This is a genomic window from Pseudomonas orientalis (assembly GCF_001439815.1).
GTDB classification, from domain to species: Bacteria; Pseudomonadota; Gammaproteobacteria; order Pseudomonadales; family Pseudomonadaceae; genus Aquipseudomonas; species Aquipseudomonas orientalis.
Window position 1 is genome coordinate 75,349 of record NZ_JYLM01000015.1, and the last position, 21,887, is coordinate 97,235.

Annotated in this window: 19 protein-coding genes; 12 read left to right on the top strand and 7 right to left on the bottom strand. The window is 60.9% G+C overall.

Annotated elements, in window-relative coordinates; translation table 11 throughout:
* Positions 1 to 59 precede the first annotated feature (59 nt).
* On the bottom strand, positions 60 to 1,484 hold the full coding sequence (gene aspA, locus TU82_RS25995; RefSeq protein WP_032884466.1) for an aspartate ammonia-lyase: 1,425 nt from the start codon (positions 1,482 to 1,484) through the stop codon (positions 60 to 62).
* 182 nt (positions 1,485 to 1,666) lie between these two features.
* On the opposite strand from aspA, the gene TU82_RS26000 reads away from it, so the two are divergent.
* The 5 genes from TU82_RS26000 to TU82_RS26020 all read left to right on the top strand — a co-directional run bounded on the left by TU82_RS26000 (position 1,667) and on the right by TU82_RS26020 (position 5,485).
* Positions 1,667 to 2,575 carry a LysR substrate-binding domain-containing protein gene (locus TU82_RS26000; RefSeq protein ID WP_057726084.1) on the top strand — a complete coding sequence of 303 codons (909 nt, stop codon included), beginning with the start codon at positions 1,667 to 1,669 and terminating at the stop codon, positions 2,573 to 2,575.
* 355 nt (positions 2,576 to 2,930) lie between these two features.
* Positions 2,931 to 3,422: a 5-(carboxyamino)imidazole ribonucleotide mutase gene (gene purE / locus TU82_RS26005; protein WP_057726085.1), complete on the top strand. Its 492-nt coding sequence runs from the start codon at positions 2,931 to 2,933 to the stop codon at positions 3,420 to 3,422.
* A 12-nt stretch (positions 3,423 to 3,434) separates the two neighbouring features.
* Positions 3,435 to 4,520: a 5-(carboxyamino)imidazole ribonucleotide synthase gene (locus TU82_RS26010; protein ID WP_057726086.1), complete on the top strand. Its 1,086-nt coding sequence runs from the start codon at positions 3,435 to 3,437 to the stop codon at positions 4,518 to 4,520.
* A 105-nt stretch (positions 4,521 to 4,625) separates the two neighbouring features.
* Positions 4,626 to 4,871: a GlsB/YeaQ/YmgE family stress response membrane protein gene (locus TU82_RS26015; protein WP_057006311.1), complete on the top strand. Its 246-nt coding sequence runs from the start codon at positions 4,626 to 4,628 to the stop codon at positions 4,869 to 4,871.
* A gap of 77 nt (positions 4,872 to 4,948) precedes the next feature.
* The gene (locus tag TU82_RS26020) at positions 4,949 to 5,485 is read left to right on the top strand and encodes a DUF3299 domain-containing protein (RefSeq protein ID WP_057726087.1); all 537 of its coding nucleotides are present in this window, start codon (positions 4,949 to 4,951) and stop codon (positions 5,483 to 5,485) included.
* 119 nt (positions 5,486 to 5,604) lie between these two features.
* Here the strand turns inward: TU82_RS26020 and TU82_RS26025 are convergent, their stop codons facing one another.
* A complete protein-coding gene (locus tag TU82_RS26025) occupies positions 5,605 to 6,504 on the bottom strand; it encodes a D-hexose-6-phosphate mutarotase (RefSeq protein ID WP_057726088.1) in 900 nt (299 codons plus the stop codon).
* Positions 6,505 to 6,569: 65 nt separating this feature from the next.
* Positions 6,570 to 6,974, bottom strand: a complete 405-nt coding sequence (locus tag TU82_RS26030) for an acyl-CoA thioesterase (protein WP_003176975.1) — start codon at positions 6,972 to 6,974, stop codon at positions 6,570 to 6,572.
* A 406-nt stretch (positions 6,975 to 7,380) separates the two neighbouring features.
* Here TU82_RS26030 and TU82_RS26035 point away from each other — a divergent pair, with 406 nt between their 5' ends.
* Complete coding sequence (locus tag TU82_RS26035; protein ID WP_057726089.1) at positions 7,381 to 8,670, top strand: MFS transporter; 1,290 nt, start codon at positions 7,381 to 7,383, stop codon at positions 8,668 to 8,670.
* A 50-nt stretch (positions 8,671 to 8,720) separates the two neighbouring features.
* On the opposite strand, the gene TU82_RS26040 is transcribed toward TU82_RS26035, so the two are convergent.
* Entirely contained in the window at positions 8,721 to 9,212 is a 492-nt protein-coding gene (locus TU82_RS26040) for a PIN domain-containing protein (RefSeq protein WP_057726090.1), read from the bottom strand.
* Entirely contained in the window at positions 9,209 to 10,267 is a 1,059-nt protein-coding gene (locus TU82_RS26045; RefSeq protein WP_057726091.1) for a helix-turn-helix domain-containing protein, read from the bottom strand. The genes TU82_RS26040 and TU82_RS26045 overlap by 4 nt, the downstream gene beginning before the upstream one ends.
* Positions 10,268 to 10,685: 418 nt before the next feature.
* Here TU82_RS26045 and TU82_RS26050 point away from each other — a divergent pair, with 418 nt between their 5' ends.
* The 6 genes from TU82_RS26050 to TU82_RS26075 all read left to right on the top strand — a co-directional run bounded on the left by TU82_RS26050 (position 10,686) and on the right by TU82_RS26075 (position 18,787).
* On the top strand, positions 10,686 to 11,672 hold the full coding sequence (locus TU82_RS26050; protein ID WP_057726092.1) for a phosphate ABC transporter substrate-binding protein PstS: 987 nt from the start codon (positions 10,686 to 10,688) through the stop codon (positions 11,670 to 11,672).
* A 483-nt stretch (positions 11,673 to 12,155) separates the two neighbouring features.
* Positions 12,156 to 14,189: an ABC transporter permease subunit gene (locus tag TU82_RS26055; protein ID WP_173667500.1), complete on the top strand. Its 2,034-nt coding sequence runs from the start codon at positions 12,156 to 12,158 to the stop codon at positions 14,187 to 14,189.
* A 15-nt stretch (positions 14,190 to 14,204) separates the two neighbouring features.
* Positions 14,205 to 15,875 (top strand): phosphate ABC transporter permease PstA, encoded by a 1,671-nt coding sequence (gene pstA / locus TU82_RS26060; RefSeq protein WP_057726094.1) that lies wholly within the window; start codon positions 14,205 to 14,207, stop codon positions 15,873 to 15,875.
* Positions 15,876 to 16,051: 176 nt separating this feature from the next.
* A complete protein-coding gene (pstB, locus tag TU82_RS26065) occupies positions 16,052 to 16,885 on the top strand; it encodes a phosphate ABC transporter ATP-binding protein PstB (protein WP_057726095.1) in 834 nt (277 codons plus the stop codon).
* Positions 16,886 to 16,955: 70 nt separating this feature from the next.
* Entirely contained in the window at positions 16,956 to 17,717 is a 762-nt protein-coding gene (phoU, locus tag TU82_RS26070; protein WP_057726096.1) for a phosphate signaling complex protein PhoU, read from the top strand.
* A 167-nt stretch (positions 17,718 to 17,884) separates the two neighbouring features.
* Positions 17,885 to 18,787, top strand: coding sequence for a response regulator (locus TU82_RS26075; protein WP_057726097.1), 903 nt, complete (start codon positions 17,885 to 17,887; stop codon positions 18,785 to 18,787).
* 120 nt (positions 18,788 to 18,907) lie between these two features.
* Here TU82_RS26075 and TU82_RS26080 read toward each other — a convergent pair whose 3' ends face one another.
* Together TU82_RS26080 and phoR are read right to left on the bottom strand one after the other, a co-directional pair.
* Complete coding sequence (locus tag TU82_RS26080) at positions 18,908 to 20,248, bottom strand: hemolysin family protein (RefSeq protein WP_057726098.1); 1,341 nt, start codon at positions 20,246 to 20,248, stop codon at positions 18,908 to 18,910.
* 268 nt (positions 20,249 to 20,516) lie between these two features.
* A complete protein-coding gene (phoR, locus tag TU82_RS26085; RefSeq protein ID WP_231982809.1) occupies positions 20,517 to 21,803 on the bottom strand; it encodes a phosphate regulon sensor histidine kinase PhoR in 1,287 nt (428 codons plus the stop codon).
* Positions 21,804 to 21,887 lie beyond the last annotated feature (84 nt).

Below are 21,887 nucleotides of genomic sequence, written 5' to 3' on the forward strand. Positions count from 1 at the left end.
GGCCCTCAAAAGGTGAGAGGTGTCTAGTCCCTCAACCTGGTGAGCGGTGCAACAAACACTTAGGCCTTCAACGGGACCAAGCGTGGAGCGATCATGTTTTCGGGGCGCAGGATGTCGTCGAGCATGGCGTCGTCGAGCAAGCCTTCTTCGCGCACCAGTTCCAGCACGCCGCGGCCGCTTTCAAGGGCGATACGCGCGATGCGGGTGGCGTTTTCATAGCCGATGTAGGGGTTCAGCGCGGTGACCAGGCCGATGGAGTGCTCCACCAGTTCGCGGCAGCGCGCTTCGTTGGCGGTGATGCCGACGATGCAGTGCTCGCGCAGCATGTCCATGGCGCGTTGCAGCAGGCGGATCGAGTCGAAGATCTTGAAGGCGATCAGCGGCTCCATCACGTTCAGCTGCAGTTGGCCGCCTTCGGCCGCCATGGTCAGGGCCAAATCGTTGCCGATCACCTGGAAGGCCACCTGGTTGACGGCTTCCGGGATCACCGGGTTGACCTTGCCGGGCATGATCGAGCTGCCTGGCTGGCGTGCCGGCAGGTTGATCTCGTTGATGCCGGTGCGTGGGCCGCTGGACAGCAGGCGCAAGTCGTTGCAGATCTTCGACAGCTTTACGGCGGTACGCTTGAGCATGCCGGAGAACAGCACGAAAGCGCCCATGTCGGAGGTGGCTTCGATCAGGTCGGCCGCCGGTACCAGCGGCTGGCCGCTGATGGTGGCCAGGCGTTGTACGGCCAGGGCCTGGTAACGCGGGTCGGCGTTGATGCCGGTACCGATGGCGGTGCCGCCCAGGTTCACTTCGGTGAGCAGCTCCGGCGCCAGGGTTTTCAGGCGGGCCAGGTCTTCGCTCAGGGTGGTGGCGAAGGCGCGGAATTCCTGGCCGAGGGTCATCGGCACGGCGTCTTGCAGTTGAGTACGGCCCATTTTCAACACATGGCCGAACTCGACGCCTTTGGCGGCGAACGCCTGGATCAGGCTGTCGAGGCTGGCCAGCAGCGCGTCATGGCCCAGCAGCAGACCCAGACGGATCGCGGTCGGGTAGGCGTCGTTGGTCGACTGCGCCATGTTCACGTCGTTGTTGGGGTGCAGGTACTGGTATTCGCCCTTCTGATGGCCCATGGCCTCCAGCGCGATGTTGGCGATGACTTCGTTGGCATTCATGTTGGTCGAAGTGCCGGCGCCGCCTTGAATCATGTCCACCACGAACTCTTCGTGGAAATCGCCACGGATCAGCCGGGCACAGGCTTCGCTGATGGCAGCGTGCTTGGCTTCGCTGAGCTGACCCAGTTCGCGGTTGGCGTCCGCCGCTGCTTGCTTGACCATTGCCAGGCCGACCACCAATTTCGGGTAATGCGAAATCGGAACGCCCGAGAGACGGAAGTTGTTCACCGCTCGCAGGGTCTGGATGCCGTAATACGCTTGAGCCGGTACTTCGAGTACGCCAAGCAGGTCTTTTTCTGTACGGAAAGATGCAGCAGAGGACATGACGGAAATCATCTCGATAAGGACCCGGAACTGGCCGGAACGCTGCGAATGCTAGGCTTGTGGAAGTTTTTGGGCCAATGCTGTTAAGCACTGGCCTATGCACAAACGGCATAATGTGGATGTGACCCGGTTACCATGACGGGCGTGTGTGCCAAAATGGTGCATACCCGTGGGAGGCAGTGATGAACCTTGAGAGCAAATGGCTGGAAGACTTCAGCGCCCTGGCGGCGACGCGCAGCTTTTCCCAGGCGGCGGAGCGGCGCTTTGTCACCCAGCCGGCGTTCAGCCGACGTATTCGCAGCCTGGAAGCGGCGTTGGGGCTGACCTTGGTCAATCGCTCGCGCACGCCGGTGGAGCTGACAGCGGCGGGGCAATTGTTCCTGGTCACCGCGCGCACGGTGGTCGAGCAGCTCGGTGAAGTGTTGCGCCATTTGCATCATCTGGAAGGCGGGCAGGGCGAAGTCATGCAGGTGGCGGCGGCCCACTCCCTGGCATTGGGGTTCTTCCCGCGCTGGATCGCCCAACTGCGCAACGAAGGCCTGAACATCGCCACGCGGCTGGTCGCCACCAACGTGGGTGACGCCGTACACGCCCTGCGCGAAGGCGGCTGCGACCTGATGCTGGCGTTCTACGACCCGGACGCGGCGATGCAGATGGACGCCGAGATCTTCCCCTCGCTGCACCTGGGCAACACCGAAATGCTCCCGGTGTGCGCCGCCGACGCCGATGGCAAGCCGCTGTTCGACCTGGAAGGTGAGGGCAGTGTGCCGCTGCTGGCCTACAGTGCCGGTGCGTTTCTGGGACGCTCGGTGAATTTGCTGCTGCGCCAGCGCGCGCTGCGTTTTACCACCATCTATGAAACCGCCATGGCCGACAGCCTCAAGAGCATGGCGCTGGAAGGGCTGGGCATCGCCTGGGTGCCGCAGTTGAGCGTGCGGGCGGAACTGGCCCGTGGCGAGCTGGTGGTGTGCGGCGGGTCGCAATGGCATGTGCCGCTGGAGATTCGCCTGTATCGCTGCGCGCTGGTGCGCAAGGCGAATGTGCGGTTGTTGTGGCGCAAGTTGGAAGGTGGCGCGGCGCAAAATACCTGAACCCCATCTCGGGCCCAATCTCAGGCCCAATGCAGGGCAAATGTGGGAGGGGGCTTGCCCCCGATTGCGGTGTGTCAGTGACAGATAAGTGCCTGACACGCCCTCATCGGGGGCAAGCCTCCTCCCACAGGTTTTGCGGTGTTTGGGACTGACTCTTGAGTCAATAAAACTGCCGGTTTGAGCGGTAAGACAGATGGTCATCCCAGGGGCTGTTTATCTGGATTATTACGGTATACTGCGCGGCCTTCGGCCGGTCCAATCGGCCTTAATTCGTACACCAAGCCACGCCGGATTTCCCGCGTGGCTTGTTGTTTTTTGACGCGCCTGCGGGCGCCCAGAGAGAAGAGGCACGACGATGAGTGCATTGGTTGGCGTGATCATGGGCTCCAAGTCCGATTGGTCCACCCTTAGCCACACCGCCGATATGCTGGAAAAACTCGGCATTCCGTACGAAGTGAAGGTGGTCTCCGCCCACCGCACTCCGGACTTGCTGTTCCAGTATGCCGATGAAGCAGAATCCCGTGGCATCGAGGTGATCATCGCCGGTGCCGGCGGTGCGGCGCATTTGCCCGGCATGTGTGCGGCCAAGACTCACCTGCCCGTGCTGGGTGTGCCGGTGCAGTCGTCGATGCTCTCGGGCGTGGATTCGCTGTTGTCCATCGTGCAGATGCCGGCCGGCATTCCGGTGGCAACCCTGGCGATCGGCAAGGCCGGCGCGATCAACGCCGCGTTGCTGTCCGCCAGTATCCTGGGCGCCAAGCACCCGCAGTTCCATGTGGTGCTGAAAAAATTCCGTGCTGAGCAGACAGACAGCGTGCTGGACAATCCAGACCCACGCATCGCCTGAGGGTGTTGATTGATGAAAATCGGTGTAATCGGTGGCGGCCAACTGGGCCGCATGCTGGCTCTGGCGGGAACCCCGCTGGGGATGAATTTCGCTTTCCTGGACCCGGCGCCGGACGCTTGCGCGGCCGCCTTGGGTGAACACCTGCGGGCGGACTACAGCGACCCGGATCACCTGCGCCAGCTGGCCGACGAAGTCGACCTGGTGACCTTCGAATTCGAAAGCGTCCCGGCCGAAACCGTGGCCTTCCTGTCGCAGTTCGTCCCGGTGTACCCGAGCGCCGAAGCCCTGCGCATCGCCCGCGACCGCTGGTTCGAGAAGAGCATGTTCAAGGACCTGGGCATTCCGACCCCGGCCTTCGCCGATATCCAGTCCCAGGCGGACCTGGAAGCCGCCGTCGCCAGCATCGGCCTGCCGGCCGTGCTGAAAACCCGCACCCTGGGATATGACGGCAAGGGCCAGAAAGTCCTGCGCACCGCGGCCGATGTGGTCGGTACTTTCGCCGAACTGGGCAGCGTCGCCTGCCTGCTGGAAGGCTTCGTGCCGTTCACCGGTGAAGTCTCGCTGATCGCCGTGCGTGCCCGTGATGGCGAAACCCGCTTCTATCCACTGGTGCACAACACCCACGTCAACGGCATCCTGAAAGTGTCCGTGGCCAGCACTGACCACCCGCTGCAGGCCCTGGCGGAAGACTATTCCAGCCGCGTGCTCAAGCAGCTGGATTACGTCGGCGTGATGGCGTTCGAGTTCTTTGAAGTCGACGGTGGCCTCAAGGCCAACGAAATCGCCCCGCGCGTGCACAACTCCGGGCACTGGACCACCGAAGGCGCCGAGTGCAGCCAGTTCGAAAACCACCTGCGGGCGGTGGCGGGCTTGCCGTTGGGCTCCACGGCCAAGGTTGGCGAGAGCGCCATGCTCAACTTCATCGGCGTGGTGCCGCCGGTCGAGCGGGTCATGGCGATCGACGATTGCCATGTGCATCACTACGGCAAGGCGTTCAAGGCAGGGCGCAAGGTGGGTCACGTCAACCTGCGCTGCAAGGACCGCGCGACCCTTCAGGCGCAGATCCTCAAGGTCGAAGCACTGATCGCCGAACAATAAGCCGCGTCGCCGCGGGAACCATTGAGGCCCGATGTCCCTCTGATTGCAGGATGCCAAAGTCTGACTAGGCTTTGGCATGACTCACACCAATCAGAGGGAAATGCCATGGGTATCATCGGAACCATCTTTATCGGCTTGATCGTCGGCCTGCTGGCGCGTTTCCTCAAGCCTGGCGATGACAGCATGGGCTGGATCATGACCATCCTGCTGGGTATCGCCGGCTCCCTGGCGGCAACCTACGGTGGCCAGGCGCTGGGGATCTACCAGGCCGGTCAAGGCGCAGGCTTTATCGGTGCGCTGGTTGGCGCGATCGTGCTGCTGGTGATCTACGGCCTGATCAAAAGAAAGTAATCAGCCGACAAAGTCCTCTGCGCTGCGCAGGCGCAGAGGGCTAGAATGCTCGGCACTTGTACTTGCCGAGCCTCTCCATGCGCCGTCTTCTGTTGACTCTCCTCTTGCTGGCCCCAGGCCTGGCCCACGCTGGCGAACTGCCGGAAACCGACTGGCTCGAGCTGATGCCGCTGTCGGATCAGAAAGCCCTCGAGGCCATGCCCGAGATCGATCACAACTCGCCCGAAGCCCAAGGCACCTTTACCGACAAGGGCGGCCTGAAGCAGAGCAAAGGCTTGCCGGCGGTGATGTACTCCACCAAGACCGTGGCCGCCATGAACGGCAAGCACATCCGTATTGGCGGCTATCCGGTGCCGTTGGAAACCGATGCCAAGGGCCGCAGCACGCTGTTTTTCCTCGTGCCATACCCCGGCGCGTGCATCCATGTGCCGCCACCGCCGCCCAACCAACTGGTGCTGGTGCGCTATCCCAAGGGCTTGAAGCTGGATGATATCTACACGCCGCTGTGGGTCACCGGCACGTTGAAAGTGGAGAAGGTCAATAACGACCTGGCGGATGCGGCGTATGCGCTGGATGCAGGGAAGGTGCGGGTGGTAAAGGAGTCCGATCTCTAAAAGCCAACACATAACAATGTGGGAGGGGGCTTGCCCCCGATTGCGGTATGCCAGTCAAAAATGTTCTGACTGAACCATCGCTATCGGGGGCAAGCCCCCTCCCACATGTTGAACTTCATCTACAGGGCGATAGCGCCGATGCTCACGCCCAGGGTGTGGGCTTCGCCGGGCGCCAGCGTCACCACATCATCCAGCACATTCGCCGTCTCGATGCACAACATCCCCTGCCAGCCATCGTCGGCCATGTCGTCGAAGGCCTTGGCGCGTTCGGTCCACGGGTTCCAGATCACGGTCGACTTCGAACCTTGGCTGGTGAGCTGGATGCGACGTTGCCAGTCTTTATCGATAATATTCAGCTGTGCGGGGGTGTCGAGGTAGATACGGTCAGTCTCGGCAGTGAAGTGCAGCAGGCCCGATTGCGTCTTCTCGGCCCAGCCATCGGCGGTATCGATATAGGCCGACCCGTCCAGGCCTTCGACCTGCACGGTGCGCACATCGCTGACGGCGAAGTAGGCGTGCAGTGCCTGGCTGAGGGTCACGGTGTCAGTGCCACGGTTATGGCTGGTGAGGTGGATATGCAACTGGTCGTCCAGCACCAGGCTCAACATCAAGTCGACCTGATGAGGCCAGCCAGGAAAGCCGCCTGGCGGTACGGGCAGCGCGAGGTCCACCCGCAACGCTTGGCCTTCAAGCTCGGTTGCGACCAATTCCCACAGCGCCGTACGCACAAAACCGTGGGCGCCGGCCGGCTGATCGCTCTGGCGCATGGCCTTGACGCTCTGCGGGTTGCGGTCGAACACACCAAACCAGGGCCAGCACACCGGGACGCCGGTACGAATGCCTTTGCCCTGCTTGAACACCGCTTCGGGGTTGGGCCAGATCAGCGGCTGCTCGCCGTCGCGCTGGTAACTGAAGAGATGCGCGCCCTGTTGGGCCACCAACAATTCGGCGCCGTTGTGGCGGATGCGCCAGCAGTCCAGCTCGTCGATTTTCAGGGTTTCAACGTGAGGCGTGGGCATAACAAGGCACTCTCAATGGCAGGCAATGGACAATGGGGCAGTTGACCGTGAAAACCTGATGAGGTTTAACGCGCGCGCGACGGAACCGAGCGCGTGCGCCCGCTGCCATCGATGGCGACGAACACGAATACTGCCTCGGTGACCTTGCGCCATTCGCTGGACAGCGGGTCGTCGCTCCACACTTCGACCATCATCTGGATCGAGCTGCGGCCAATTTCCAGGGCCTGGGTATAGAAGGACAATTGCGCGCCCACCGCGACCGGTACCAGGAATGCCATGCGATCTATGGCCACGGTGGCCACGCGCCCGCCGGCCACCTTGCTGGCCATTGCCGTGCCGGCCAGGTCCATCTGCGCGACCAGCCAGCCGCCGAAGATATCGCCAAAACCATTGGTTTCACGCGGAAGCGCGGTGATTTGCAGGGCGAGATCGCCTTGCGGGATAGGATCTTCTTGTTCGAGTTCGATCATGCCGAGGGTGCCTCTGACCCGTGACGCTTCATGGGTATTTCAAGTGGATAGCCGTCTTCTGGAAAAACGTTTCAGCACCAACATACACCGCTCGATGCGTTTCTCGTAAGGCGAACTAAAGGGAAACTCTGCCAAATCGGCTGGATGGCACCCAACAACGTTTTGGCACAGCAGCCCGTCAAGACTGGGGTTCCTGCGCTTGCACGGGCGAGTATATCGGGACGCTGGCGTGACGACGACCACCTGAGGCTCATTTGGTCGGTAAATAGACGCTGTATCGGGGCTTTTGCGCGCAACTGTTTTCATGGCGCTGTGCTTTTTCAAGCGATTTGCTATCTTGCCAGACCCCGCCGCAAGTCCCGGGCCCGCAGTCCTTTACGATGACTACTATAAGAGAAGCCTTGCCATGTCCTCCGTGCCCGCAAGCAGCGCGCAACCGTCGCGCCCGCTGACCCGCAACGACTACAAAACCCTGTCGCTGTCTGCCTTGGGCGGGGCGCTGGAGTTCTACGACTTCATCATTTTCGTGTTTTTCGCCACCGTGGTCGGGAAACTGTTCTTCCCCGTCGACATGCCCGAATGGCTGCGCATGATGCAGACCTTCGGCATTTTCGCCGCCGGCTACCTCGCACGCCCGCTGGGCGGCATCATCATGGCGCACTTCGGCGACCTGCTGGGCCGCAAGAAAATGTTCACCCTGAGCATCTTCATGATGGCCGTGCCGACCCTGATCATGGGCCTGCTGCCGACCTACGCGCAGATCGGCCTGTGGGCGCCGCTCCTGTTGCTGCTGATGCGCATCATCCAGGGCGCGGCGATTGGCGGTGAAGTCCCGGGCGCCTGGGTATTCGTCTCCGAACATGTTCCACCACGCCATATCGGCTACGCCTGCGGCACCTTGACCAGCGGCCTCACCGCCGGCATTTTGCTGGGTTCGCTGGTGGCCACGGCTATCAACTCGATCTACAGCCCGGAGCAGGTCTCGGATTTCGCCTGGCGCATTCCGTTCCTGCTTGGCGGTGTGTTCGGTTTGCTGTCGGTGTACCTGCGTCGCTGGCTGCATGAAACGCCGATCTTTGCCGAAATGCAGCAACGCAAGACCCTGGCCGCCGAGCTGCCGTTGCGCGCGGTACTGCGCGATCACCGTGGCGCGATCGTGTTGTCGATGCTGCTGACCTGGCTGCTGTCGGCCGGTGTAGTAGTGGTCATCCTGATGACCCCGACCGTATTGCAAACCGTCTACCACTTCAGCCCTACGGTTGCGTTGCAGGCCAACAGCCTGGCCATCGTCACCCTGAGCCTGGGGTGCATCGCATCCGGCGCACTGGCTGACCGCTTCGGCGCCGGCCGCGTGTTGATCAGCGGCTGCGCATTATTGCTGGCAACTTCGTGGACGCTGTATCACAGCCTGATGACCCATCCGGACTGGCTGTTTCCGCTGTACGCCCTGACCGGCTTGTTTGTCGGCACCATCGGTGTGGTGCCCTACGTGATGGTCAAGGCTTTCCCGCCGGTGGTGCGCTTCAGCGGCTTGTCGTTTTCCTACAACGTGGCCTACGCCGTGTTCGGCGGGCTGACGCCGCTGGCGGTGTCGCTGCTGATGAAGGAGAGCCCGATGGGGCCGGCCTACTACGTGGCTGCCCTGTGTGTGATGGGGATGGTGGTGGGCGGGTATCTGTGGAAGCACAAGCGGTAATCAGTTCAGGGGCATGCTATGTACACGGATGTACTTGTTAGAAAAGTGGTCTACGTGGATCTCCAACCGGAGATCCTTATTTGGCATTCTGATGCCGGTAAACGGGCGCCGCCAGTCAGCATATGTTCCAGCGCCACTGCTGCGTCAGTGGCGTTGAGGACTTGATGTTCGACCATTAGGTCGAGTAACCAAAGCGCACCGTGTACCTGCAGTCCGTCCCGAATTGCCTGACGACGTAGCTTCCCATCGCCAGTGAGTAACGGTCTTCCGGTTGTTTGTGCCAGTAGGTAGCAAGAAACGTCGGCCAAGGAGCTGTTGTTGTGTTCGACCTTAAGCTCTAAGAGTTTTTGCACGCCTCCCTCGTCAAATGATTCGACAACCAGCCCTTGGACGAGCAGTTCATCATGGGGAAAATCCTCAAGCTCCTGCATGACGAAATCGGTGCAGCAGAGGGTGAATGGCAGCCTGAACATATGCTCCAGCAATCCCGCGTTTCTGAAATCAATCCAGATGTTGGTGTCGCTGATATAGATCAGGCTCATGCACTCTCCAGTGAGCCCAGAAAGTTGGGGTCTAAAGCCCTCACCGGACGACGCAGCAACTCGGCCGCTCGTGATTTGGTGATAAGGCCTTCCGCTAACCCCCAGAAAACGAGTGACTCAAAACGCTGAGGTGGTTTGCAAGGTAGCGGCTCAGGTTCTGCTTTGCGCCAGCCATTGCTACTGAACTGAATAGTCAGGGACTTGTAGCCGCCTTCCCCTAACAGTTTAAGGTCCTTTAATCGACGCAGCGCTGCATGCATTGAGAGCCCGTATTGGCGTTTAGCGATCAATAGTTCTCTAGGGTGGACGCGAGAGCGTTGGTGATTCCCAAAATCCCCGGTGACGCTTTTAGCTGGATAAAGGAAAGCGCCTGCGAAACGGTGACAGCAGTTTTCTTTATCGCGCTCGGGCATATCCTCAGGCAGCTTCATCACCCAGTGCCCCAATTCATGAGCAGCGGTGAAGCGAATACGTTCGCCTGCTCTCTGAGCATTTAAAGCAATCAGCACATGTTTGCCGTCATTGGTGGCGGCGCAAGCGCCATCGAAATCATCCGGACCCTCCAGCATCACCACTTTAATGCCGTGCTCTTCCAACTGCTCAGTCAGGTGAGCGATAGGATCTTCGCCTATACCCCAATACTTACGGAGCTCATCCGCCGCTCGTTCCGCTTCCGCTATAGAGGATACTGGCAGCATCTGTGCTGGGGTTTCGGCAGTCTTGATATCTTGTGGATCGAAACACTCTTCCAGAGATATATAGCGTTCCAGATGCTCTCGAATCTGTTCCTCAACCTGGACCTGACGGTATTGAGGCATCTTCGCAAGTTTGCGGAACTCCAGCGGCGCGAGTGGCAGTGCTTGAGGACGAAAAAAATACTCCGGGCTCACCTCCAGCGCCTTTGCCAATTGCAAAAGGCGCCGAGAGTTTGGGGTACTCAACCCTTTTTCATATTTGCTCAGGCCTTGCTTGGTAATGTCGCCGAGACGCAGTGCCAGTGCTTCTAGCGACATGCCACGCAATAACCTTGCGCGACGAATTCGGTCATTGATCATGTGGGGTCTCCTTAGGTTGACAAGACTATGCTTTGGTTTGATTTTGTCAACCTGAGGTTCACCGTGAGTCGCTCAGGCTTTAATTTCGGGAAAAGCTCCTAAACGATTCGGGCTTGCAGTCCTGGTCGCTGAGTTTGCAGCGGGGCGGAAAGACTATTAATAAGGCCAGTTCCGAGCGACAACCCTAAAAAGGTGTGGGAAATCTCCGATCTGCTATTGCACAGTGGTTTCAAGCCAGGGCTCTCGTCACGTTCATCTACCCACTCAAACCTGTATTTCTGAAATTTTTCTTATTAAATGCAAATCCCTACCCAATGCTGGCCTTTCATCTAATTGTCATATTCCAGACATAGAGTAGTCACACGGCCTCTCGATACTTGGCCCCGATCCAATTATCCCTATCTGCTAGGAGCAAGGCATGAAACTGAAACGTTTGATGGCGGCAATGACGTTTGTCGCTGCTGGCGTCGCGACCGCCAACGCGGTGGCTGCTGGCGTTGACCCGGCGATCCCGGCTTACGTCAAGACCACGGGTGTGTCGGGCAACCTGTCCAGCGTCGGTTCCGATACCCTGGCGAACCTGATGACCCTGTGGGCCGAGGGTTACAAAAAGGAATACCCGAACGTCAACATCCAGATTCAAGCGGCCGGCTCTGCCACCGCGCCACCTGCGCTGACTGAAGGCACCTCCAACCTGGGCCCGATGAGCCGCAAGATGAAGGACACGGAACTGGCGGCCTTCGAGCAGAAGTACGGTTACAAGCCAACCGCTATCCCGGTGGCCGTGGATGCCCTGGCGGTATTCGTGCACAAGGACAACCCGATCCAGCACCTGACCATGGAACAGGTCGATGCGATCTTCTCCTCGACTCGCCTGTGCGGCGCCAAAGCCGACGTGAAAACCTGGGGCGACCTGGGCGTGACCGGCGACCTGGCCAACAAGCCGGTTCAACTGTTCGGCCGCAACTCGGTGTCCGGCACCTACGGCTACTTCAAGGAAGAAGCCCTGTGCAAAGGCGACTACAAGCCTAACGTCAATGAACAGCCAGGCTCGGCCTCGGTCGTGCAGTCGATCAGCTCCTCGCTGAACGGCATCGGTTATTCGGGCATCGGCTACAAGACCGCCAGCGTGAAGACCGTGGCCCTGGCCAAGAAAGGCAGCACCGACTACATCGAAGACAGCGAAGAAAACGCCCTGAACGGTAAGTATCCGCTGTCGCGTTTCCTCTACGTGTATGTCAACAAAGCCCCGAACAAGCCGTTGGCTCCGCTGGAAGCCGAGTTCGTGAAACTGGTGCTGTCCAAGCAGGGCCAGGAAGTTGTAGTGAAAGACGGCTACATCCCGCTGCCAGCCAAAGTGGCCGCCAAGGCCCTGGCTGACCTGGGTCTGAAAGAAGGCAACTAAGTAGCTGAGCTGGGTAAACCAGCCTTTTTGTAGGAGCGAGCTTGCTCGCGAAAGACGATAGGGCGCCGCGGTTATTCAGAAACGGCGCGTTATCGTTGACGACCTTCGCGAGCAAGCTCGCTCCTACAGAAACTTCTAATTTTTTATCCGCTGCCAGCCCTGCTTCGCGGCGGATTTCCTGCGTCACTGCACTGTCATCTTTCTGTCATACAGGACCGCTAGGGTGTGCGCATGAATGATCTGGCCAATTCCACCATGACGACGACTTCTCCCCCCAAGCGCATTGATTTCAATACGCCTGAGCTGCAACGCAAGCGCCGCATTCGCGCGCTCAAGGATCGCCTGACCCGTTGGTACGTGCTGGTCGGCGGTCTCGCCGTTCTCGGCGCCATTACCCTGATCTTCTTCTTTCTGGCCTATGTCGTCGCGCCCTTGTTCCAAGGTGCATCGTTGACCAAGGAAGACGCACTGACCCCGGCCTGGATCCAGGACGCCGGCAAGCCGCTGATGATCTCCATCGAAGAACAGAACCAGGTCGCCATGCGGGTTTCCGACAAGGGTCAGGCGCTGTTCTTTAATCTGGAGACTGGCGCCGAGCTCAAACGCGTCGACCTGCCGCTTCCGGCCGGGACCAGCGTCGCGTCCATCGGTGAAGACCAGCCCGGCAGCCCGCTGGTGATCCTCGGATTGTCCAATGGCCAGTCCATGGTGTTCCGCCACACCTATAAGGTGTCTTACCCCGACGGCAAGAAGACCATCAGCCCGGCGATCGAATACCCTTACGGCGAAACCCCGATCGTCCTGGATGACGCGGGTCGCCCGCTGGAACATGTAGCGCTCAACGCCACGGATACCAAGCTGGTGATCGCAGGTTCGGCCGGTTCGCACTTGAACGTGCTGACCCTGAGCCGCGAAGAAAACATGATGACCGGCGAAGTCACCAGCGAGCAGAAGCGTGTCGAGCTGCCGCAAATGACCGAACCGGTGAAGGCGATCTTCATCGACCCGCGCCAGCAATGGTTGTATGTGATCAACGGTCGCGCCCTGGCCGACGTGTTCAGCCTGCGCGACAAGAGCCTCAACGGTCGCTACAAACTGCTGGAAGACGGCAATGCCGAAGTCACCGCCAGCACCCAGCTGGTGGGCGGCATCTCGTTGATCGTCGGTAACTCCAAGGGCGGTCTGGCCCAATGGTTCATGGCCCGTGACCCGGATGGTGAGCAGCGCCTCAAGCAAATCCGTACCTTCCAGATGGGCACTGCGCCCATCGTGGAAATCACCGCTGAAGAACGTCGCAAAGGCTTCACTGCCCTCGACGCTTCCGGCCAGTTCGGCGTGTTCCACAGCACCGCGCACCGCACCTTGCTGGTCGACCCCGTAGTCGACGGCCCGGGCGTGTTCGGCCTGTCGCCACGGGCCAACCACGTGATCGTCGAGGCCGGCGGCAAGCTGCAACCCTTGCTGCTCGACAACCCGCACCCGGAAGTCTCGTGGAGCGCGCTGTGGAGCAAGGTCTGGTACGAGAACTACGACGAACCTAAGTACGTCTGGCAATCAACCGCCGCCAACACCGACTTCGAACCCAAGATGAGCCTGGCGCCGCTGACCTTCGGTACGCTGAAAGCCGCGTTTTACGCCATGCTGCTCGCCGCGCCGCTGGCCGTGGCCGCCGCCATCTACACCGCCTACTTCATGGCCCCGAGCCTGCGCCGCAAGGTCAAGCCGGTGATCGAGCTGATGGAAGCGATGCCGACGGTGATCCTCGGCTTCTTCGCCGGCCTGTTCCTGGCGCCGTATGTGGAAGGGCATCTGCCGGGGATTTTCAGCCTGCTGATGCTGTTGCCGATTGGCATCCTGGTGGCCGGTTTTGTGTTCAGCCGTTTGCCTGAGTCGATCCGTCTGCGGGTGCCGGATGGCTGGGAAAGCGCGATCCTGATCCCGGTGATCCTGTTCGTGGGCTGGCTCTCGCTGTACATGAGCCCGTACCTGGAAACCTGGTTCTTTGGCGGTGACATGCGCATGTGGATCTCCCATGACCTGGGCATCACCTACGACCAGCGCAACGCCCTGGTGGTCGGCCTGGCCATGGGCTTTGCGGTGATCCCGAACATCTACTCCATCGCCGAAGACGCCGTGTTCAGCGTGCCGCGCGGCCTGACCCTGGGCTCCCTGGCCCTGGGCGCCACGCCCTGGCAGACCATGACTCGCGTGGTGATCCTGACCGCCAGCCCGGGCATCTTCTCGGCGCTGATGATCGGCATGGGCCGCGCCGTGGGCGAGACCATGATCGTGCTGATGGCCACCGGCAATACGCCGGTGATGGAGATGAACCTGTTCGAAGGCCTGCGCACCCTGGCGGCCAACGTTGCGGTGGAGATGCCCGAGTCGGAAGTGGGCGGCAGTCACTACCGCGTGCTGTTCCTCTCGGCGCTGGTGCTGCTGCTGTTCACCTTCATCATGAACACCCTCGCGGAGCTGATCCGTCAGCGTCTGCGCAAGAAATACTCGTCGCTTTAAGAAAGGTAGAAGTCTGTGAAACAGAACTCCCTGAATGGATGGTTCAAGAGCGGCGCCCCCGGCGTCTGGATCAGCGGTGGCGCGGTGTCCATCGCGGTCATCATGACCATTGGTTTGCTGGCGGTGATTGCGGTGCGCGGTCTGGGCCACTTCTGGCCGGCCGACCTGATCCAGGCCAACTACAACGTACCGGGCCAGGCCAACCATATCGTCATCGGCGAAGTGGTGCAGAAGGAAGAAGTCCCGCGCGAGCGTCTTAAAAGCGCGGGCCTGCCGGTGCCCGATGAGGGCCCGGAGTTCATGACCCGTGAGCTGATCAAGGTCGGCAACCGCGACTTGAACGGCAACGACTTCACCTGGATCGTCGGCGAATGGTTGAAGGACCAGACCACGCCGAAAAACCTGATGACCATCGAACGACGTGAATGGGGCAACTTTTACGGCACCCTGGTCAACGTCAAGCAGGATGGCAAGATCATCGCCGAAGGCGAGGCCGCGTGGCCGGAGTTGCAAGCGCGTGTGGAGCGTGTCAACACGCTCGCCGCCCAGCTCAAGAGCCTGGAAAAAACCGATATCGGCGCGATCAACTCAGGGCTCGAGCGCGTCCGCCTGCACGGTCGCAAGCTGGAGCTCGAAGGCAAGCTCGACGCCGCTGCCCAGGCCGACATGGACGCCGACCGCGCCGAACTGAATGCCCGCTACCAGGACATCGAAGCGCGCCTGGCCGACCTGCACGCCCAGTTCAACCGCGACGCGCTGACCGCCCGCGACGGCAACGGCAAGGAAGTGGAAATCGGCATCGGCAAAGTGGTGCACGCCTACCAGCCGAACGCCATGGGCACGATGACCAAGATCGGCTTCTACTTCAGCAAGGTCTGGGAATTCCTCAGCGATGACCCACGGGAAGCCAACACCGAAGGCGGGATTTTCCCGGCAATCTTCGGCACCGTGATGATGACCCTGATCATGGCGATGATCGTCACCCCGTTCGGCGTGCTGGCGGCGGTGTACCTGCGTGAGTACGCCAAGCAGAACACCCTGACGCGGATCATCCGCATCGCGGTGAACAACCTGGCGGGCGTACCGGCCATCGTCTACGGCGTGTTCGGCCTGGGCTTTTTCGTGTACGTACTGGGTGGCTCGGTGGACCGGCTGTTCTTCGCCGAAGCCCTGCCGGCGCCGACCTTCGGCACGCCGGGCCTGCTGTGGGCCTCGCTGACCCTGGCGCTGCTGGCGGTGCCGGTGGTGATCGTGGCCACCGAAGAAGGCTTGGCGCGGATTCCTCGCACTGTGCGTGAAGGCTCACTGGCGCTCGGCGCCACCAAGGCGGAAACGCTGTGGAAGATCGTGCTGCCCATGGCCAGCCCGGCGATGATGACCGGCATGATCCTCGCCGTGGCCCGTGCCGCCGGTGAAGTGGCGCCGCTGATGCTGGTCGGCGTGGTGAAACTGGCCCCGTCGCTGCCGTTGGACGGCAACTACCCGTACCTGCACCTTGACCAGAAGATCATGCACCTGGGCTTCCATATCTATGACGTCGGCTTCCAGAGCCCCAACGTCGAAGCGGCGCGGCCGCTGGTATACGCCACTGCCTTGTTGCTGGTCATGGTGATTGCCACGCTCAACCTGTCGGCGGTGTGGATACGTAACCACCTGCGCGAGAAATACAAAGCGCTGGACAGCTGATAACCCTGTAGGAGCGAGCTTGCTCGCGAGAAACGCAAGGGCACCGCGTTCATCCAGGCGCCCCGCGTTATCGTTAACGAGCTTCGCGAGCAAGCTCGCTCCTACAGAAGAATGATGTAACCGCAGGCCTACCGCCGCGGCTCACTGAAATGAATTGGTAGCACAGGGAGCATCCCATGCAACACGACACCCATTCCCACGGCATCAACATGTCTGTCCTGGGTCGCGACAAACAGAGCCTGAACCTGGCCCAGGAAACCGTGGCCATCGAAGTGCCCGGCCTGAGCCTTTACTACGGCGACAAGCAAGCGCTGTTCGACGTCAGCATGAACATCCCCAAGCAGCGCGTGACCGCCTTCATCGGCCCGTCCGGCTGCGGCAAGTCCACGCTGCTGCGCACCTTCAACCGCATGAACGACCTGGTGGACGGTTGCCGCGTGGAAGGCGCCATCAACCTCTACGGCACCAACATCTACCGCAAGGGCGAGGACGTGGCCGAGTTGCGCCGCCGCGTGGGCATGGTGTTCCAGAAGCCCAACCCGTTCCCCAAGACCATCTATGAAAACGTGGTCTATGGCCTGCGCATCCAAGGCATCAACAAGAAGCGCATCCTCGATGAAGCGGTTGAATGGGCGCTCAAGGGCGCAGCGCTGTGGGACGAGGTCAAGGATCGCCTCCACGAGTCGGCCCTCGGCTTGTCCGGCGGCCAGCAGCAACGTCTGGTGATCGCCCGTACCATCGCCGTGGAACCTGAAGTGCTGTTGCTCGACGAACCGTGCTCGGCCCTCGACCCGATCTCGACGCTCAAGGTCGAAGAACTGATCTACGAGCTCAAGTCCAAGTTCACCATCGTCATCGTGACCCACAACATGCAGCAGGCGGCGCGGGTGTCCGACTACACCGCGTTCATGTACATGGGCAAGCTGGTGGAGTTCGGCGATACCGATACCCTGTTCACCAATCCGGCGAAAAAGCAGACCGAAGACTACATCACCGGTCGCTACGGCTAGGAAGCCGTGGTTCTGAATGCACTGACGCTGCGGTTCTCCGCACCTTACCGGACGCTCCAAGGACGCCAACATGATTAGCAAAGAAGGCCTTACCCACCACATCTCCGCGCAGTTCAACGCCGAGCTTGAGGAAGTGCGCAGCCACCTCCTGGCGATGGGCGGCCTGGTGGAGAAGCAAGTCAACGATGCAGTCACCGCGCTGATCGAGGCCGATTCGGGCCTGGCTCAGCAAGTGCGCGAGATCGATGACCAGATCAATCAGATGGAACGCAACATCGACGAAGAATGCCTGCGCATCCTGGCCCGTCGCCAACCTGCGGCCTCCGACCTGCGTTTGATCATCAGCATCTCCAAATCGGTGATCGACCTCGAGCGTATCGGCGACGAAGCCACCAAGATCGCCCGCCGCGCCATTCAGCTGTGCGAAGAAGGCGAAGCGCCGCGTGGTTACGTGGAAGTGCGCCACATCGGCGACCAGGTGCGCAACATGGTGCGCGATGCCCTCGACGCGTTTGCGCGTTTCGATGCGGACCTGGCGCTGTCGGTGGCCCAGTACGACAAGGTCATTGATCGCGAATACAAGACCGCCCTGCGTGAGCTGGCCACCTACATGATGGAAGACCCGCGCTCTATCTCGCGGGTCTTGAGCATCATCTGGGTGCTGCGCTCGCTGGAGCGCATCGGCGACCACGCGCGCAATATCTCGGAATTGGTGATTTACCTGGTACGCGGCACCGACGTTCGGCACATGGGCCTCAAGCGCATGAAAGCCGAAGTTGAAGGCAGCGCCGATCTTATCCCTAATGTTCCGGGCGAATCTGACGATAAGTAAGGTTGCCCGAGAAATTAACGCCCGGCCATTGGTCGGGCGTTTTCGTTTGTGGCGAGCGGAATTCATTGCGGATGGGGCGTAATAAGCCCTAACGTGACTGCAGAGTTTTGGCAAAATGCCATCAGTCAGGCGTACTGCCAGCCAAGGTTTTATAGGATGAAGGGTCGATGAGTAAAGTCAGTGTATTGGTGGTGGATGACGCCTCGTTTATTCGCGACCTGGTGAAGAAGTGCCTGCGCAACTACTTCCCGGGGATCAAGATCGAAGATGCGGTGAACGGCAAGAAGGCGCAATCCATTCTGATGCGCGAGACCTTCGACCTGGTGCTGTGCGACTGGGAAATGCCGGAGATGTCCGGGCTTGAGCTGTTGACCTGGTGCCGCGAGCAGGCCCATCTGAAAGCCATGCCGTTCGTGATGGTGACCAGCCGTGGTGACAAGGAAAACGTGGTGCAGGCCATCCAGGCCGGCGTGTCCGGTTACGTCAGCAAGCCGTTCACCAACGAGCAGTTGCTGAACAAGGTCAAGCAGGCCCTGCACAAGATCGGCCGCCTCGATGCGTTGATCGCCAGCGCGCCGACCAAGATGAACTCGGCCTTCGGCAACGACTCCCTGAGCGCGCTGACCGGTGGCAAGCCCGAAGCCGTCAAGCAGGCGCCAGTGGCGGCAGCCCCGAGCAAAGGCCTGCTCAACAGCGCGCCTGTGGCCGCCGCCCCGGCTGCGTCGCCTGCCGGCGGTCGTGGCCAGGGCCAGCTGCGCCTGGCCGGCGGCACCCAGCAGTGCGTGATCAAGGCGCTGAGCATCAAGGAGGCGTTGTTGGTGGTGCGTCGCGGTGAGGTCCTGCCCCAGGTCCTGGAAAGTGCCGTGCTCGACCTCGAACAGGGCGAAAACGCTGAAGTGGCACGCCTCAATGGCTACCTGCACGCCATCGTTGCCTACGAGCCCAGGCCCGACAGCGATTGGCTGCAACTGACCTTCCGGTTTATCGACCAGGATGCGCAGAAGCTGGACTACATCTCCCGCCTGATCGCCCGTGGTACCGCGCAGAAGCACTTCGTGCCGGGTGCTTGATTTACAGGGCAACGCCTGACCAATGTGGGAGGGGGCTTGCCCCCGATTGCGGTATGTCAGTCAAAACTATTCTGACTGGACCACCGCTATCGGGGGCAAGCCCCCTCCCACAATGGGTTGTCAGTCCAGCATCAGCACCTTGGCCAGCACGATCTTCGGCCCTTTCATCTTCTTGATGATGATCCGCAAGCCTTCAACCTCCAGCACTTCTTCCTCTTCCGGCACCCGTTTCAAAGTGTCGTAGATCAGGCCGGCCAGGGTTTCGGCTTCGATGTGGTCCAGGTCGATGCCGAGCAGGCGTTCCACCTTGAACAGCGGGGTGTCGCCACGTACCAGCAGCTTGCCCGGCTGGTAAGCGAGGATGCCGCGTTCGGCCTTGCGGTGTTCGTCCTGGATATCGCCCACCAGCACTTCCAGCACGTCCTCCATGGTCAGGTAGCCGATGATCTTGCCATCGGCTTCCTCCACCAGCGCAAAGTGCGCGCCGCCTTTGCGGAACTGCTCCAGCAACTGCGACAACGGCATGTGCCGCGACACGCGCTCCAGCGGGCGGGTCAGTTCGGCCAGGTTGAACGACTCGGGGATATGGTCCAGGGCCGCCAGTTCCAGCAGCAGGTCCTTGATATGCAGCAGGCCCACGAACTCATTGCGCACGGCGTCATACACCGGGTAACGGCTGAATTTGTGGCGACGGAACAGCGCGAGGATTTCCTTGAGTGGGGCGTTGAAATCCAGGGTGACCAGGTCTTCCCGGGAGTTGGCCCAGTCCACCACTTCCAGCTCGCCCATTTCCACGGCGGAGGCGAGTACGCGCATGCCTTGGTCGCTCGGGTCCTGGCCACGGCTGGAGTGCAGGATCAGCTTGAGCTCTTCGCGGCTGTAATGGTGTTCGTGATGCGGGCCGGGCTCGCCCTGGCCTGCGATGCGCAGGATAGCGTTGGCGCTGGCGTTGAGCAGGTAGATCGCCGGATACATCGCCCAGTAGAACAGGTACAGCGGCACGGCAGTCCACAGTGACAGCAGTTCGGGTTTGCGGATGGCCCAGGATTTGGGCGCCAGCTCGCCGACCACAATGTGCAGGTAAGAAATCACGAAGAAGGCGGCAAAGAACGACACGCCCTTGATCACCTCCGGCGACTCCACGCCTGCGGCGCCCAGCAACGGCTCGAGGATATGCGCAAACGCCGGCTCACCGACCCAGCCCAGGCCGAGGGAGGCGAGGGTGATGCCCAGCTGGCAGGCCGATAGGTAGGCGTCGAGCTGGCTGTGCACGGTGCGCAGGATCTGTCCGCGCCAGCCGTTGGTGTGGGCGATGGCCTCGACCCGGGTCGAGCGCAGTTTGACCATGGCAAATTCCGCCGCAACGAAAAAACCGTTGAGCAGTACCAGGACCAGTGCAAAAAGAATCATGCCGAAATCGGCGAAAAGTGTCGCGAGGGTGATACCAGGGGAAGGGTCCATGATGGGGTTTTGCAGGTTCCGTATGTTCAATAGGGGGAAGGCGGGCCTGAAAGGCAGGCGCAAGTCGGCCAATGTAGCGGCTGACGGGGCGCTTGCCTAGTGGTTGCTGCCGGGCGGAGCCTGGAATGCATTCCACAGATTCATGCAAAACCAATGTGGGAGGGGGCTTGCCCCCGATAGCAGAGTCTCAGCCAGCACATCTGGTCCTGATACACCGCTATCGGGAGCAAGCCCCCTCCCACATTTAAAAATGGGTGCTGTGGCTGAGTTATTCATCATCCCCGACGAGCCGCGAACGGGTCGCCTGCGCTGGCGGAAAATGGCAGGTAAACGTACTGCCATGCCCCAGCACGCTGCTGATCTCCAGGCGCGCGCGATGGCGCAGCAGCACATGCTTGACGATCGCCAGGCCCAACCCGGTGCCGCCGGTGTTGGAGTTGCGGCTGGAGTCGACGCGGTAGAAGCGTTCGGTCAGGCGCGGCAGGTGCTTGGCGTCGATACCGATGCCGGAGTCCTGCACGCTCAGGTGCGCGCCCTGTTCGTCGGCCCACCAGCGGATGCGGATATTGCCCTTGTCCTGGGTGTACTTCACCGCGTTGAACACCAAATTGGAGAACGCGCTGCGCAGCTCGCCCTCGCTGCCCTTGAGCAGCACCGTCTGGTCGGCTTCCAGAGTGATCTGCTGGCCGCGCTCGCGGGAGAGCGCCTCGGCGTCGTTCTTGATGGTTTGCAGCAGGCTTTGCACCGCCACCGGGTGGTTATCCGAGGGGTAATCGGTGGCCTCAAGCTTGGCCAGCAGCAGCAAGTCATTGAGCAGGGTCTGCATGCGTGAGCCTTGCTGCTGCATCTGCTGCAGGGCGCGGCTCCAGCGCGGGTTGATCTCCTCGACATTGTCCAGCAGCGTCTCCAGGTAGCCGCAGATCACCGTCAGCGGCGTGCGCAGCTCGTGGGAGACGTTGGCGACGAAGTCCTTGCGCATCTGTTCCAACTGATGGATACGGGTCACGTCGCGCACCAGCATCAAGTGCTCATTGTTGCCGTAGCGCGTCAGGTACAGCTGGATACGCACGCGGTCGTTGGTGGGCGAGGGGATTTCCAGGGCTTCTTCGTAGTTGTCCTGCTCGAAGTACTCCTTGAAGCGCGGGTGGCGTACCAGGTTGGTCACCGGCTGACCGCTGTCCTGGGGCGTCTTGAGGCCCAGCAGGGTTTCGGCGGCGCGGTTCCACCATTCCAGGTTGCCGTCGCTGTCGAGCATGATCACCGCGTCCTTGAGCGCGGCGGTGGATTCCTGTACCCGATCGATCACCGCCTGCAGGCGCCCGCGCACCCGTTGGTCGCGGCGCTGCAGGTGGTAGATGCTGTCGAACACTTCGCCCCACAGGCCGTAGCCGTCGGGTGGTGCTTCGTCGGGTTTGTGCTGGCGCAGCCATTCATGCAGGCGCAGCAGTTGTTTGAGAGTCCAGCCCAGGTACAGCGCGATGCCGATGGCCAGGCTCCAGCCGTAATAACCACTGATCAGCCCGACCAGCAGGCAACCGGTGATCAACAGAAGCATGTGGCGGATCAGGGTGCCATGCCAGTTTTGGTTCACTTGAACATGCGTCCTTGTCAGCTGTTAAGTCAGGCGCTTGAGTCTGCG